This window comes from Nocardia alba NBRC 108234, from assembly GCF_001612665.1.
Lineage (GTDB): Bacteria > Actinomycetota > Actinomycetes > Mycobacteriales > Mycobacteriaceae > Nocardia > Nocardia alba.
This window is the reverse complement of record NZ_BDAX01000029.1, coordinates 1-14992: the sequence shown is the minus strand read 5'-3', so window position 1 is coordinate 14992 and position 14992 is coordinate 1. Positions and strand designations below refer to the sequence as shown.

Genomic DNA, 14992 nt, shown 5'->3' with positions numbered 1-14992 from the left:
GACCGTCGCTCGGTCGGCGGGAAAGCCGAGTCGTCCGTAACATCGGGTGTGCTAGTCGTTTCACCGATGTTCCAGAGGATTCTTTCGTGAGCACCAGCCTGATCTACCGCAGCGGCACCGTGTACGAAGTCTTGATGCGGGGGTTGTACGGACGTCACTACGACGGGCGTTTCCAGCCGATCTCGGCTCTGATACCAGCGGGGGCCAGCGTCGTCGATGTGTGTTGCGGTCCGGCGACCCTGTTCACCAAACATTTGCAGGAAAAATCCGTCGACTATCGCGGGCTCGATCTCAATGAGGGATTCATCGCCGACCTGACCAGAGCGGGCGGCCGGGGCGAAGTCTGGAACGTGCACGCCGACGACCCACTGCCCGCCGCCGACTACCTGATCATGCAGGCGAGTCTCTACCATTTTCTGCCCGACCCGGAGGCCGTCGTCGGCCGCATGCTCGCGGCGGCCCGCACCAAGGTGATCATCGCCGAGCCCATTCGCAACCTCGCGACCAGTGACAATCGGGTGCTCGCCACGATCGGCCGTCGGTTCACCAACGCGGGCGACGGCGCGCAGGAGGCCCGGTTCACCGAGCCGAGCCTGGATGCCTTCTTCCGTGGATTCGGTTCACGAGTGTCCTACCGCGCGTTGATCGCGGGCGGTCGGGAGAAGCTCTACGTCCTCGACGTCTGAGTCAGACGGTGAACGCGGTGACCGCGTCGACGACCCGCGCGACCTGAGCGTCGCTCAGGTCGGGCCACAGCGGGAGCCGCACGACCGTGCCGGAGAACTCGGCACTGCGCACGCACGGATTCGGGGTCCGGCCGAGTTTGAATCCGGCCGGGCTGGAATCGAGCGGTACGTAGTGGAACGGCGCCGAGATTCCGAGCGAGCCGAGGTGACTGATCAGGTCGTCGCGTCGGGCCTCGGTCGGCGTGCGAAGGAAGTAGAGGTGGGCGGTGTGCTCGCGGTCGTCGGGAACCGTCATCAGGCGGACATCATTGCGCGCGGCCCAATCCGGTAGCGCGCTCGCGTAGCCGTCCCACACCCGGTGGCGACCGGCCTGGATGACGTCGAACGCCGCGAGTTGCGCGTCGAGTACCGCCGCGTTGAGTTCGCTCGGCAGATAACTGGAACCGATGTCCTGCCAGGAATACTTGTCGACCGCGCCGCGCAGGAATCGGGCCCGGTCGGTGCCCTTCTCCCGGATGATCTCGGCGCGTGCCATCAGGATCTCGTCGGTGAGCAGCAGCGCGCCGCCCTCGCCGCAATGCACGTTCTTGGTGTCGTGGAAGCTCAGCGTGCCGAGCGTGCCGATGGTGCCGAGGGGTCGACCGCGCCAGCGACCGCCGAGGCCGTGCGCGTTGTCCTCGATGATCGCGAAGCCGTGCGTGTCGGCGAGCGCGAGCAGTTCGGCCATCTCCGCGGCGACGCCGCCGTAGTGGATGACGACGACCGCTTTGGTGCGCGGTGTGAGCGCGGCGGCGACCGAGGCCGGATCGAGATTGCCGGTCGCGAGATCGATATCCGCGAAAACGCAGGTCACACCGCGCAGTGCCATCGAGGTGGCGGTCGAGGTGAACGCGAAGCTCGGCACGATCACTTCGTCGTCGGGGCCCAGTTCGAGCAGCAGGCCCGCCATCTCGAGCGCAGAGGTGCAGGAGGTGGTCAGCAGTGCGTGGGGGGCCTCGGTGATGGCCTTGATCTTCGCAGTGGCCGACGCGGTGAACGCGCCGTCGCCGTGACTGTGATCAGAGTTCAGTACCGCCTCGAGGTTGGCCAGTTCCTGGCGCGCCCGAAACGGTCGGCTGAAGATGATGCGGTCACTGCTCAACCCGGTCGGTCTCTCTCTTGGCGGTGGTCGCTTCCCGGTGGCCGGGGCGCGGAGTCGGTGAATCGACGGTGAGGTACAACGGTTTACCCACCAGGACGTGCAGCGCGACGCCGAGGTATTCGGCGATCAACCCGAGCGAGAACAACGTCGCACCCGAGCACAGCAGCAGCACGACGATGATCGAGGCCCACCCTTCGGGCGCACCGTCCCCGGTGAGATGCTGCCCGACGATCACCGCGGCGAACACGAGCCCACCGAGCGCGAGCGTCACGCCGAGCATGCTGACCAGCCGCAGCCCACGGGTGCCGCTGCACAGCACCATCTTCCAGAACAGTGAGAACAGTCGACGGTAGTTGTACCCGGACTCGTCTCGCCCCTCGGCCCGCAGCTCGACCGGCACCTGCGCGACCGCGCCGACCACCCAGGTGAGCGCGACGTCGAGGTACACACCGTTGGACGCGACCCCGGCGAGCTGGCGACCGATGTCACCGCGGATGAGCCGGTAGCTCTCGAAGCGGCTGGAGTCGGGGAAGGCGAACAGTGTCGCCAACACGATCTTCGCGCCGCGCGAGGTGATGTTGCGCAGGAAACCGTGTGGGCGGGTGTTCACCGGCTTCGAATACACCAGATCGGCCCGCTCGGTGAGCGCCGCGTCGAGGAACCGGGCGATGAAGGCCGGATCATGCTGGCCGTCTTCGTCCATGGTGATGATCCAGTCGCCGCTCGCGGCCGACATACCCGCGATGGTCGCGGCGTCCTGGCCGAAGTTGCGGCTCAACCAGACGGTCCGAACCTCGTCGAAGGTGTGTTCCAGCTCCTGCAGCACCACGTCGGAGTGGTCGGGGCCGTGATCGTGGACGAGGATGATCTCGTCGACGACGAACGTGACGCCTGCGGGCGTTTCGGTCGGTCGGCTCAGCCTGTGCAGCTCGTCGACCAGGCCGCTGATGGTGTCCTCGCCGCGGTAGATCGGCACCACGACCGAAACCCGGTGCGGGCGGGGGCCGCCGGACGCGTCGGCATGACCGTTCGGCGTCGTGGGAGCGGAGCGGTAGGTCGGCGAGGTGGGATTCGGCATCAGCTGGATCGACTTTCGAAGACGGTGCGTGCCGGTACTCCCTGCGTGACAGCAGAGTCCGAGCCGGTGAACTTTAACACGGTACAGCGAGGCCTTCCCGGTGCTGCGCCGAGGGAATCTCACCGACCCACTGCACTGTGAACGCTCGGTCGATGTAGGGTCTGGGACTCGTGACCGACAGTGCTGTACTCGATGCGCGTAGAGATCCCGATTCGCGACGCGATGTCATCCGATGGGGGCTCGTCACGACGGTCGGGGTGATCCTCGGTTACGTCGCCGTGCTGTTGGCCAACGCACGTCATTTCTTCACCGACGACACCGAGTCGCAGTACACCTCGCTGTGGGTGACGCTGGGTCGCGAGCTGCGCGAGGGCCGGTTCCCCACGATGGTTCCCGAGCAGTGGATGTCGGGCAACAACACCATGGACGACGCCGGGCTGTTCAACCCGCCGCAGCTGCTGATCGACTTGATCGCGCCGTCGGTGGACAACATCGCGCTCTACGCGACCGTGGTGAAGTTGATCTTCTCGATCATCGCGGGCCTGGGCGTGTACCGGATCTGCCTGGCCTATGGCGGTCGGCCGGCGTGGTCGGCGGTGGCGGGCGTCGCGTTCCCGCTCTCCGGCTTCTTCCTGTTCTTCGATACGGCGAGCTGGATGACCGCGCTCACCGGCACCGCGTGGATGGTGCACGCGTGGGCGTCGTCGGTGCGCTACGCACGGGGGACCGGCGGTCCGATCCCGGTTTTCGTCTTCTTGTATCTGACGATCTCGGTGCAATACATCTTCCCGGCCGTCGAAGCGGCGTTGATGCTGTTCGCTGTCGCTGTCGGCGAGATCATCTACCAGCGCGCATGGCGACCGGTGGTGCGCCTGGCACTGGTGTCGCTGTGTGCCGGGCTGGCCGGTCTGCTGACCTACCTGCCGAGCATGCTCTCGGCGAAGGTCACCTGGCGTGGGACCGCGCAGATCATCAACGACCAATTCCTCACCGTGCCGTGGTCGGAGTCGCTCAACGCGAGTCTGCCCAGTACCTTGCCCGCGTTCACTTCGTGGTGGGGCTACATCCAGCCGATGCCGGTCACCTATATCGCCTGGTTCCTGGTGCCCGCGCTCGCCTTCATCGACTGGCGCAGGGCCAAGGACTGCTGGCGTGAGCTCAGCGCGGTCGCGATCTTCGCGATCATGATGCTGATGTGGACGGCCGGGCCCGGCACCGTCGGGCCGTTGCGATGGCCGGTGCGGGTGCTGCCCATGCTCGCGATCGGTCTGCTCGTGCTGGTCTGCGTGCTGCTCGGTCGCTACGGCACCACCAAGGACCTGAAGAACCGTGGTATCGCCGCCGGTGTGCTGATCCTGTTGCTCTGGGTGCGCTCGTTCTCGGCCGCGCCCGACGACTGGTACTGGCACCTGCTGTCGGCGGTCGCGATCGGAGCGCTCGGCGCCGGCCTGATCTGGCTGGACAAGACACGTGGCGTCGCTGTCGCGTGCCTGCTCGCCATCACCGTGATGTTCCCGATCGTCTACCTGCAGGTGCGCGACGCGCAGCCGACGCCGATGTCGTGGAACCTGCCCGCCTCGCGGTCCGAGGCCGCGGCGAAGTTCCCGGACTTCACCGGCAACACCATCCAGCTCGGCGACCGCGGGCTGCTCCAGCCCAAGGACAAGAGCGTCGACGGGGCGTACGGGTCGCTCGTGTTCGGCAACTCGGCCAAGGGCCTCGGCCTGAACTTCGTCAACGGTTACACCCCGACCGGGCACTTCTACTTCGGCGAACTGCTCTGCATGCGCTGGGACAGCAGCGTCTGCCCCGACGCCTATCGGCGGATGTTCGCGCCGGAGGCCACCACCGGGCGGCCACTGGTCGATCTGATGAATCTGGACCGGGTCGTTGTGCAGAAGGCGCTGTTCCCTGACGTGGTCGACCAGGAACCGCCCGCCGGGTGGAAGTGGGTCGACTACCCGGGCCACGAAAACTACATCGGTGTGCTCGAGCGGGTCGACGGGCCGATCTCGACCCGGAACGGGCGGATCACCGATGCCGCCGGCGTCACCGCGACGTCGCTGTCGGAGAGCTACACGAGCAGCCGGATGCAGGTCAGTTCGCCGACCGGCGGCCGGGTCGTGCTCGCGCGCCTGGCATGGCCCGGCTACCGGGCGACCCTGAACGGCGCTCCGCTCCCGATGACCCAGATCGCGAAGTCGATTGTCGCGGTGGACATTCCGGCGGGCACCGACAAGGCCGAACTCGATGTCACCTGGCGCCCGCCGGGCTGGAAGATCGGCATCGCGGCCGCACTCGCCGGACTGGCCGGACTCGGCGTCGCACAGTGGGTCTACGTGCGTGGACGTCGTCGCGAAGACGAGACCGATGAGCCGGAATCGAGCCCCGATCCGGTCGACCGCGAAATGGTGGACGTGCACTCGTGACAGCCGACTCGCCACACGTCGCCGACGCGCCGACCGGCCTGCTGTTGCGTGTCGTGCGTCGACAGGAACTCGCGTTCGCGCTGATCGGCGGTTTCAACACCGCCCTCGGCATCGTGCTCACCGTGGCGTGGATGGCGATCCTCGGTAATTCCGTGCCGCCCGCGGTCGCGGTGGCGCTGGCCTACGGCATCGGCATCGTCAGCGCGTTCGTACTGCACCGGACGCTGGTGTTCCGGGTGCGCGGTCATGTGGTGCGCGACTTCCTCGGGTTCGTTGTCGTGAACTCGGGCGGACTCGTGCTGAACATGGCGCTGCTCTCGCTGGCGGTCTCGGTGTTCGGACTGCCGCGGATGCCGTCGGCGGTGGTCGTGCTCGGCCTGGTCGCGGTCGGCAGTTTCTTCGGCCACCGGCACATCTCGTTCCGTCGTGGCGCGGATTCTTCGACGTCAGCGGCGGCCGGGTAGGTTGTCGGTCATGGCGCAAGAAACCACCATCGACGCAACCCTGCTCGGCCTGCTGGCCTGCCCCCAGGACAAGGGCCCACTGCAACTGGTGCGCACCGAAGCCGATGTGAGCGTGCTCTACAACCCGCGTCTACACCGCGCCTACCCGATCGACAACGGCATCCCGGTGCTGCTGATCGACGAGGCCCGCGACGTCACCGACGCCGAGCACGAATTCTTCGTCGCCGAATCCTGATCGGCTCACTCGCTGCCGAATCACCAACCGCCGGTATCGATGTCGCCGGTCAGATAGCGCTGGATCACCGGGCCGACGGCGTCGACCACGGCGTCGATCGGCATCGAGGCCAACGGCTCCAGCGCGATGATCTTGCGGGCGGTCAAGACACCGACCATCTGGGACGCGGCCAGCGCGACCCTGGCGCGGCCGTCGTCGTCCGCGGTGGCGATGCGCACCCTGACCCGTTCCAGCACCACCTGGAGCAGGAACGCGCGCGCGAGATTCTGGTCGCCGCCCGCGAAGATGCTGCGGACCATGGCCACGACGCCGGGTCCGGCGGGGGAGTCCCACACCGTGACGACCGCGCGCACAATGGTCTGCCCGAGCTCGTCGAGCGGTGCGGCGCCAACGGCGCCGAGCGTGGCCTCCGGGTCGACCGGGAAGTCGACGGCGGCGGCGAACAATTGTTGCTTGGTGCCGAAGTAGTGGTGCACCAGCGCCGGGTCGACATCGGCATCGGCCGCGATCGCGCGGATCGAGGTCTTGTCGAACCCGGCGCCGGCGAACCGGACCCGCGCCGCGTCGAGAATCGCCAGTTTGGTGTCGGCATTGCCCGGCCTGCGCCCGGTGCGCCCGGATTTCGCTGTGCCGGAACCGGATTCGCCGTCACTCATCATGGATCCTCTCGTCGGGTCTCGTTCGCTACGGGGTGCGTCGCCGCAGAGTAGCCGCGGCGAGGCCGAGCGCTACCACCGCGAACCCGGCGACGACGGCGATATCGCGCCACATCGCACCCGTCGGCTCGGCGTGGACCGACACCTGCTGGAGCGCGTCGACCGCGTAACTCAACGGCATCACATTGCTGATCGCCTCCAGCCAGCCGGGCAGCCGGTCACGCGGGACCAGCAGCCCGCACAGGAAGATCTGCGGCGCGACGATCACCGGCATGAACTGCACGGCCTGGAATTCGGTGCGCGCGAACGCGCTGGCCAGCAGGCCGAGCCCGACGCCGCACACCGCGTCGACCATCGCGATCAGCATGACCCACCCCGGACTGCCCGCGGCGGTCAACCCGAGCAGCCAGAACGCGACCACGCACGCGACGGCGGCTTGCGCGGCCGCGGCGAGGGAGAACGCGCTGCCATACCCGGCGAGCAGGTCCAGCTTGCTCAGCGGTGTGGTGAGCAGGCGTTCGAGAGTTCCCGATGTGCGTTCGCGCTGCATCGCGATCGCGGTGATCAGGAACATCACGATGAACGGCAGGATGCCGAGCATCGTGATGCCGACCCGGTCGAACATCGTCAGCGGGGCGTGCGGGGGGCCCGGTGCGTCCTGGTAGATGAAATACAGCAGGGTCATCAGCAGGGCGGGAACCACCAGGATCATCGCGACGGTGCGGTGATCGTTGCGCAGTTGTCGCAGGATCCGGCCGGTGGTGGCGGTGTAGGGACGCAGGGTGGTCATGCGTGCTCTCCTCGGGTGATCAAGGTCAGGAAAGCGGCCTCGAGGTTCTGTTCGTCGGTGCGCTCGCGCAGTTCGTCGGGAGTGAGCTGGGCGAGTAGATCGCCCTCGCGCATCAGCAGCAGCTTGTCGCAGTGCTCGGCTTCGTCCATCACGTGACTCGACACCAGCAGAGTCGTTCCCGCCGAGGCCAATTCGCGGAACTGCTTCCACAGCTCCACGCGCAACACCGGATCGAGGCCGACTGTCGGTTCGTCGAGCACCAGCAGTTCCGGCTTGCCGACGAGCGCGCACGCCAGCGACACCCTGGTCTTCTGGCCACCCGAGAGCTGATCGCCGAGCTGATCCGCGTGATCGGCCAAACCGACTGCCGCGAGCGCGGATTCGGTGTCGTCGCGCTGGCGTCCGTAGAGCGCGGCGTAGTAGGCCACATTGTCGCGGACGCTGATGTCGGCGTAGATGCTGGGCGCCTGGGTGACGTAACCGACCCGGCGGCGCAGCCCGGCGCTGCCCGCGGGCTCGCCGAGCACGGTCACGGTGCCCGATTCCACCAGCTGTGTTCCCACGATGCTGCGCAACAGGGTGGTCTTCCCGCAGCCCGACGGGCCGAGCAGGCCGGTGATCGAACCGCGCGGGATGTCCAGAGTGAGGGCGTGTAGGACGGGCCGTTTTCCGCGCTTGACGGTCAGGTCCGCGACCTGGACGGCGATCGGTGGCGGGGCGGGGTGCGACATTGTCGCCTCAATTCATCGTGTGTTGAATTCACTACGTGATGAATTTAGCGCGACGATGTCGATGCGGCAAGGTCAGTGCGCGTGTCGCGGGGGTGTCTCGGCCTGCTGACCTGGTTCGACGACGGTGAACTGGCCCATCATTCCGACCTCCTCGTGCCACAGCAGGTGGCAGTGATACATGTACGGCGTCGTCGGATCAGCGGGCCCGTCGAAGCGCAGCGCCAGCGTCGTCGCCGTATTCGGTGGCAGGAAAATGGTGTCCTTGGCGCCGCTCAGCTCGGGTGGGGGTGGGCTGCCGCCGTACTCGAGCACCCGGAACTGCACATCATGGACGTGAAAGTTGTGCGGCATGCCGTCCACGTTGCGCACGACCCAGGTCTCGGTGGTGCCCCGGGTGACGATCGTGTCGATGCGGCCCATGTCCATGCGCTCGCCGTTGATGCCGGCCAGGGTCAGGTCGAAGCGCCGATCCGTGACCGAGTCCGTCCCATCGGGAATCGACGGTGGCACAAGGGCTTGCGGCAAGGCATCGGAGGGGCGCAGGGTCGTCGCGGCGCGCAGTTCGAGCACGTCGAAGGTGTCGTCGCCGCCCGAGAACCGGTTCGACCAGAAGCCGAGGCCCGCCTGGAGTTTCTCGCTGCGCAGAACGGTGCGCTCACCGGGCCGCACCCGCACCACGATCTCCGCGCGTTCGCCGGGGGAGAGACGGAGGTGATCGAGGGTGGTGGGGCGTTCGAGCAGGCCGCCGTCGGAACCGATCATCGCGAACGAGCGGGCGTCGTCGAAAGCGAAGGTGTAGATCCGTGCGGTCGAGGCATTGAGCACGCGCAGCCGCACCAGTTCGTCGCCGACCTCCTGGTACGGGGACAGGGTGCCGTTGACCATGGTGCGGTCGCCGAGGAAGCCGATGTCACGAAAGATCGTGTGCGCACCGTCGAGGCGGCGACCGCGTAGGCGCAGGTCCTGCACGATTACCGGGATATCGTCCACACCGTAGGTGTTCGGCAGCGACAGCCGCGCGCTCGGCGCGTCATCGATCAGGAACATGCCCGCCAGGCCGCGGCGCACGTGATCCTCGGTCGCGCCGTGGGGGTGTGGGTGATACCAGAGGGTCGAAGCAGGTTGGTCCACAGTCCATTCCGGCGTCCACGACGCACCGGGGTCGACCATCTGGTGTGGTCCGCCGTCCATGGCGGCGGGCAGGTGCATGCCGTGCCAGTGCACAGTCGACGCCTCGGGGAGCTGGTTTCGCACCTGGACCCGCACGCGTTCGCCGCGGGCCGCGCGCACGGTGGGACCGAGGTAGCCGCCGTTGAAACCCCAGGTCTCGGTCGCGCGGCCGGGCTCGAATTCGGTTGTCCCGGTGCGCATATCGAGTGCGAACACGCGCGTCCCGGTGGAGTCGACGGTCGATTCCGCCACCGGCGGAATGCGCAGTGGCCGAGTGAATTCCGTGCTGCCGACCGTCGAGACGTCGGCGGCGCTCCACGTCCACGTCACCCCGGCGGCGATCGCGGTGACCAGGGTGACGACGAGGGCGCACGCGCCGAGCAGGAAGCGGCGCAGCCGACGTGGGGGAGAAGCCATGCATCGACGGTAGGAGCGCGAACGCCGCCCCACATCCGGGTACATCCCCGGTTCGACCCCTGATTCCTGACCGAATGTGTTCAGGGACAAGGAGTCGAAAACGACCACGAGACGCGCACCTGACAAAGCGCCGTCCCCGACCACATCGCTTGCCCGATCGCGGGTGTTCTCGCCGGGTTCGCGCGAACCGGTCACCAGCCCTACCATTCTGCCGTGTCAAGCAATCTCAACGACCGGGCCGAAGGCGGCCAGGTCAGGGTCTCGACCCTGGAACTGTTCTTCGATCTGGTCTTCGTCTTCACGATCACCCAGCTCACCCACGTGTTCGTCCACCATCCGGGATGGGAAGCGGTCCTGCAGGTTTCGCTGATGTTCGGCGTGATCTGGTGGATGTACAGCGGGTATGTCTGGTTGACCAACGAGGTCGCGCCGAGCTCTTCGTCGCGCCGGACCTGGCTGCTGGTCGGGATGTCGGCGTTCTTCATGCTCGCGCTCGCCGTGCCCGATGCCTTCCACGGCACCGGTCTCGCCTTCGGAATCGGCTACCTGCTGGTGACCGCGATCCACACCGCGATGTTCGCCTCGGCGGGTGGGGCGTCGGCCGTCCTGGCGATCCGCCGCATCGGGCCGCTCAACGCGGTATCGGCCACCCTGGTCGTGGCAGGCGGCTTCACCCACCCGCCCCTGCAATATCTGCTCTGGGCAGGGGCTTTCGCGATGCAGATCCTCAGTCCCTACCTCGTCGACACCGCCGGATTCCGGGTGCGTGTCTCGCACTTCTGTGAGCGGCACGGGCTGGTGGTGATCGTCGCGCTCGGCGAATCGATCGTCGCGCTCGGTGTCGGGCTGGCAGGCGAACCGATCACCGTCGCGCTGCTGGCCATGGTCGCGTTGGGGCTGGCGCTGGCCTATGTGCTGTGGTGGGCCTACTTCGGCTTCGACGACGAACGCGGCGAGCACGCGCTGGGCGAACGACCCGACCTCGAACGGGTGCGGCCGGCGCTCGTCGCCTACGACTACGCGCTCTATCCGCTCCTGGTCGGTGTCATCCTCACCTCGGCGGGCATCGCGCTCAGCATCGCGCACGGCGGCGAGCCGGTGAGCTGGGCTGCTGCGGGTGCGTTGTCCGGCGGCGTCGCCCTCTATTTCGCCGGACAGTCCTGGTTCCGGGGCGCGCTCGGTCTGTCCGGTGCGCGCGGCAGGCTGCTCGGCGCCCTCGTCGTCGCCGCGACCGCGCCGATCGGGGTGTACTGGCTCGCCTGGGGCCAGCTAGCCACCCTGGTAGCGGTCGCCTACGCGGTGGTGATCGCCGACGATCGGCGCATCCTGCGCGGCGGCCAGCACAGCGTCTACGCCTGAGGAGCGGGCGCGCGCGGCGGAGGAATGCCACACGGGGTGTCCGACCGGGTGACAATGACGGTCGTGTCCGCCCAGGAATTGGCTGTCGATCCTCCTACCGCCGCCCACCGGTTGCTCGGCGCGATCCTGTGGTCGGGTCCGGTGGCGCTGCGCATCGTGGAGGTCGAGGCCTATGGCAGCGACCCCGGGGGACCGTGGCCCGATCCGGCCGCACACTCCTGGCCGGGACCGACGGCCCGCAACGCGGTGATGTTCGGTCCGGCCGGGCGGCTCTACGTGTATCGCTCGTACGGAATTCACCTGTGTGTGAACGTGACCGGTGGCTACGACGGCGAGGCCGGTGCGGTCCTCGTCCGGGCGGCGGAGGTGGTCGAGGGCATCGACGTCGTCCGCGACCGCAGGCCGGCCGCCCGCAGGGACGCCGATCTGGCGCGGGGACCGGGCAATGTGGGTAGCGCGCTCGGCATCAGCATGTCCGACTACGGAACCGAGCTGTTCGACCCGTTCTCCCCGTTGCGCCTCGAGCTGGAATCACCTGTGCCGCATTCCGATATCGCAGCCGGTCCGAGGGTGGGTGTCAGCATCGCCGCCGAGGTCCCGTGGCGGTTCTGGCTACCGGCCTCGCCTGCCGTGTCGGTGTATCGGCGCAGCCCTCGCGCCACCCCGCTGCTGTAGGGGCGCTGTCAACCGACTTCGCCGACAGCGATGAGTTTTCCGGCGACGGTCCGTCCTATCTGTTGAACGCGCTACCAACCCGGCGCGACCGACTCGAAGGACGAGACCATGACCACTGCGACCCCCTCCGCGAACTTCTCCCACACCGACGCCTACCGCCCCGGCAAGATCCGCAACCGCGTCCTGTGGACCTTGCAGATCGTGCTCGGCCTGTTCTTCATCATCGCTTCGGGCGGCCCGAAGCTTGTCATTCCGAACACCCTCATGGACAACGCTCCCGAGAACCTCACCATCCCCTTCGCGCTGCTCATCTTCATCGGAGTCGTCGAGGTGGCGGGCGGTATCGGGCTGATGGTGCCGCGCGTGTCCGGCCTGGCCGCCGTGGGCCTGTCCGTGCTCACCGTGCTCGCCGCCGCGACGCAGGCCTTCATCGCCGACAAGCCCGCGATGGCGATCTTCCCGCTGGTGCTGGCCGCGATCTTCGCCTGGATCGCCTACGAACGCCGCGCCACCATCACCGCGCTGGTGCGATGAGCCGCGACTCGACACGCCGATGATCGCCGGAGCCTTCGGGTCCCGGCGATCATCGGCGTGTCGAGGGCTCGGTCGCGGAGCTCATCTCGTGTCCCCGATTTCGTCTCAGCGGCCAATATGGTGAATTCACCGCAGGTGCGACGATCGAGGACCACATCGAGAACCGTACGAGCAGGAGCGCCCGTGTTCACTTTTTCCAGCACCGACGGCACCACGATCCACGTGCGGAGCTGGGTCCCCACTGATTCCGAGCCGCGCGGCATCGTGCAGATCGCGCACGGCATGGGTGAACATTCCGACCGCTATCGCCACCTCGCCGCACGGCTCACCGATCTCGGGTTCGCCGTGTACGCCGACGACCACCGTGGCCACGGACTGAGCATGGGCCCGGTGGCGGGCGATCTGGGTGTCGACGGCTGGAACCTGCTCGTCGCCGACGAGGTCGCGCTCACCAGGATTCTGCGCGAACGTCATCCCGGACTGCCCGTCACCCTGATCGGCCACAGCCTCGGCTCCTTCGCCGTGCAGCAGTACCTGCTCGACCACTCCGGCCTCGTCGACGAGGTGGTCCTGAGCGGCACGACCGCGGTCGACGGACTGTTCGGTGAGATCGCGGCCGCCGGTGGCGACCTGATCGGCTTCTTCAACGCCGAGTTCCAGCCCACCCGCACCGACGCCGACTGGATCAGCCGCGACGAAGCCCAGGTCGACGCCTACATCGCCGACCCCTGGTGCGGTTTCGCGGTCGACGAGGCCAACATGGGCCTGCTCGCGGTCAACGCCCAGACCAGGCTGGCGGATCCGAGCACCGTGCGCGCCGACCTCCCCGTCTACGTGATGGTCGGTGACAAGGACCCACTCAACGACAAGCTGCGCCTGTCCGATCTGCTCGTCCAGCGCTACCGCGACGCGGGCCTGCGCGACCTCACCTATCAGGTCTACGCGGACGCCCGCCACGAAGTCCTCAACGAAACCAACCGCGACGAGGTCGAAGCCGATCTGCTCGCCTGGCTCACCCGCGCACGCGACTGACGAACCGCATGCGGAAAGATAGGTCAGCGTGACCGGCGACATCTTCGACGAACTGACCTGGCGCGGCCTGATCGCGCAGTCCACCGACCTGGACGAGCTGCGCGCCGCCGCGGCCGCCGCGCCCCTGACGCTCTATGCCGGCTTCGACCCGACCGCCGCCAGCCTGCACGCCGGCCACCTCGTTCCGCTGCTCGCGCTCAAGCGCTTCCAGCTGGCCGGGCATCGACCGATCGTGCTCGCGGGCGGCGCGACCGGCATGATCGGCGACCCGCGTGACGTCGGCGAACGCACGATGAACTCGACCGACACCGTCGCCGAGTGGTCCCAGCGCATCCGAGGCCAGCTCGAGCGGTTCGTCGACCTCGACGAGTCGCCGACCGGTGCGCTGATCGTCAACAACATGGACTGGACCGGCCCGCTGTCGACCGTCGATTTCCTGCGCGAGGTCGGCAAGCACTTCTCGGTGAACGTCATGCTCGCTCGCGACACCGTCAAGCGGCGGCTCGAAGGTGACGGCATCTCCTACACCGAGTTCAGCTACATGCTGCTGCAAGCCAACGACTACCTGCAGCTGCGGCGCGAGCACGGCTGCACGTTGCAGGTCGGTGGCTCCGACCAGTGGGGCAACATCATCGCCGGCGTCGAATTGAACCGGCGCGTCGACGGCGCGCACGTGCACGCGCTCACCGTGCCGCTGGTGACCTCGGCTGACGGCAAGAAGTTCGGCAAGTCCACCGGCGGCGGCAGCCTGTGGCTCGACCCCGAGCTGACCAGCCCCTACGCCTGGTACCAGTACTTCGTGAACACCGCCGACGCCGATGTCGTGCGCTACCTGCGCTGGTTCACCTTCCTGAGCCGCGAAGAACTCGACGAACTCGAGCAGGCGACCGCGCAACGTCCGTTCGCCCGCGAGGCGCAGAAGCGCCTGGCAGCGGAGATGACCACGCTGGTGCACGGTGAGGCCGAGACCCGCGCGGTGGAACTGGCCAGTCAGGCCCTGTTCGGTCGCGGCGAGCTGGGCGAACTCCCGCTGTCCACGCTCGGCGCCGCGCTGCGCGAAACCGCGGTCGACGGCAAGGTGGCCGAGGTGGTGCCGGGTGAGCCGAACACGATCGTCGACCTGCTCGTCGCCTCGGGCCTGTGCGAAAGCAAGGGCGCGGCCCGGCGGGCGGTCAACGAAGGTGGTGCGTCGGTGAACAACCAGCGGGTCGGCGATGTCGAATGGACCCCGTCCGACGCCGACTTCCTGCACGGTGAGTGGCTGGTGCTGCGCCGCGGAAAGAAGAACATGGCGGGCGTGCATCGGATAGCCTGATGTCGTTGCGGAGGCCTGAGTCACATGCGTGTGATTCAGGCCGGCGCAACGGCTGAGCGCATCGCGGTGACCTGCGGAGATCCGGTGTTGTCCAAGCGATTTGACGCGGCGTTATCCAGCGCGTAACTTATTGGAAGTCAGAGCGACACGGACACAAACCGGAGAGCGCCTGACGGGCCAAGATCGAGTGACCAGGCTAACGATTGACATCGTCTGGGAGCGCGGTTAGGCTGGAACAGTTGCCCAATGGAAGATCCGAAGCAATTCGGTGATTTGTTGG

Annotated in this window: 15 protein-coding genes; 9 read left to right on the top strand and 6 right to left on the bottom strand. The window is 67.5% G+C overall.

What is annotated here, in order from left to right:
• The first annotated feature begins 86 nt into the window (after positions 1–86).
• On the top strand, positions 87–686 hold the full coding sequence (locus NA12_RS26865) for a class I SAM-dependent methyltransferase (protein ID WP_067457272.1): 600 nt from the start codon (positions 87–89) through the stop codon (positions 684–686).
• Position 687: 1 nt separating this feature from the next.
• On the opposite strand, the gene rffA is transcribed toward NA12_RS26865, so the two are convergent.
• Both rffA and NA12_RS26855 read right to left on the bottom strand, forming a co-directional pair.
• Positions 688–1827 carry a dTDP-4-amino-4,6-dideoxygalactose transaminase gene (rffA, locus tag NA12_RS26860; RefSeq protein WP_067457269.1) on the bottom strand — a complete coding sequence of 380 codons (1140 nt, stop codon included), beginning with the start codon at positions 1825–1827 and terminating at the stop codon, positions 688–690.
• Entirely contained in the window at positions 1817–2905 is a 1089-nt protein-coding gene (locus tag NA12_RS26855; RefSeq protein WP_084473127.1) for a glycosyltransferase, read from the bottom strand. Before NA12_RS26855 ends, rffA begins: the two co-directional genes overlap by 11 nt.
• A 257-nt stretch (positions 2906–3162) precedes the next feature.
• On the opposite strand from NA12_RS26855, the gene NA12_RS26850 reads away from it, so the two are divergent.
• From NA12_RS26850 to NA12_RS26840, 3 genes are read left to right on the top strand one after another with little or no spacing between them, the layout of a single operon-like run.
• On the top strand, positions 3163–5334 hold the full coding sequence (locus tag NA12_RS26850; protein ID WP_243655126.1) for a hypothetical protein: 2172 nt from the start codon (positions 3163–3165) through the stop codon (positions 5332–5334).
• Positions 5331–5798 carry a GtrA family protein gene (locus tag NA12_RS26845; protein ID WP_067457264.1) on the top strand — a complete coding sequence of 156 codons (468 nt, stop codon included), beginning with the start codon at positions 5331–5333 and terminating at the stop codon, positions 5796–5798. The genes NA12_RS26850 and NA12_RS26845 overlap by 4 nt, the downstream gene beginning before the upstream one ends.
• Before the next feature lie 10 nt (positions 5799–5808).
• On the top strand, positions 5809–6033 hold the full coding sequence (locus NA12_RS26840) for a Trm112 family protein (RefSeq protein WP_067457552.1): 225 nt from the start codon (positions 5809–5811) through the stop codon (positions 6031–6033).
• A 20-nt stretch (positions 6034–6053) separates the two neighbouring features.
• On the opposite strand, the gene NA12_RS26835 is transcribed toward NA12_RS26840, so the two are convergent.
• The 4 genes from NA12_RS26835 to NA12_RS26820 form a co-directional block, all read right to left on the bottom strand.
• Positions 6054–6689, bottom strand: coding sequence for a TetR/AcrR family transcriptional regulator (locus tag NA12_RS26835; protein WP_067457549.1), 636 nt, complete (start codon positions 6687–6689; stop codon positions 6054–6056).
• 28 nt (positions 6690–6717) lie between these two features.
• Positions 6718–7479: an ABC transporter permease gene (locus NA12_RS26830; protein ID WP_067457260.1), complete on the bottom strand. Its 762-nt coding sequence runs from the start codon at positions 7477–7479 to the stop codon at positions 6718–6720.
• Positions 7476–8210, bottom strand: a complete 735-nt coding sequence (locus NA12_RS26825; protein ID WP_132370252.1) for an ABC transporter ATP-binding protein — start codon at positions 8208–8210, stop codon at positions 7476–7478. The genes NA12_RS26830 and NA12_RS26825 overlap by 4 nt, the downstream gene beginning before the upstream one ends.
• A 72-nt stretch (positions 8211–8282) precedes the next feature.
• Positions 8283–9797 (bottom strand): multicopper oxidase family protein, encoded by a 1515-nt coding sequence (locus NA12_RS26820; RefSeq protein ID WP_067457546.1) that lies wholly within the window; start codon positions 9795–9797, stop codon positions 8283–8285.
• A gap of 213 nt (positions 9798–10010) precedes the next feature.
• On the opposite strand from NA12_RS26820, the gene NA12_RS26815 reads away from it, so the two are divergent.
• The 5 genes from NA12_RS26815 (at position 10011) to tyrS (ending at position 14712) form a co-directional block, all read left to right on the top strand.
• On the top strand, positions 10011–11156 hold the full coding sequence (locus tag NA12_RS26815) for a low temperature requirement protein A (protein WP_067457255.1): 1146 nt from the start codon (positions 10011–10013) through the stop codon (positions 11154–11156).
• A 54-nt stretch (positions 11157–11210) separates the two neighbouring features.
• A complete protein-coding gene (locus NA12_RS26810; protein ID WP_067457252.1) occupies positions 11211–11831 on the top strand; it encodes a DNA-3-methyladenine glycosylase in 621 nt (206 codons plus the stop codon).
• Between the two features lie 108 nt (positions 11832–11939).
• On the top strand, positions 11940–12365 hold the full coding sequence (locus NA12_RS26805) for a DoxX family protein (protein ID WP_067457249.1): 426 nt from the start codon (positions 11940–11942) through the stop codon (positions 12363–12365).
• Between the two features lie 183 nt (positions 12366–12548).
• Entirely contained in the window at positions 12549–13397 is an 849-nt protein-coding gene (locus NA12_RS26800; protein ID WP_067457246.1) for an alpha/beta fold hydrolase, read from the top strand.
• A 28-nt stretch (positions 13398–13425) separates the two neighbouring features.
• On the top strand, positions 13426–14712 hold the full coding sequence (gene tyrS, locus NA12_RS26795) for a tyrosine--tRNA ligase (protein WP_067457243.1): 1287 nt from the start codon (positions 13426–13428) through the stop codon (positions 14710–14712).
• Positions 14713–14992: the final 280 nt, after the last annotated feature.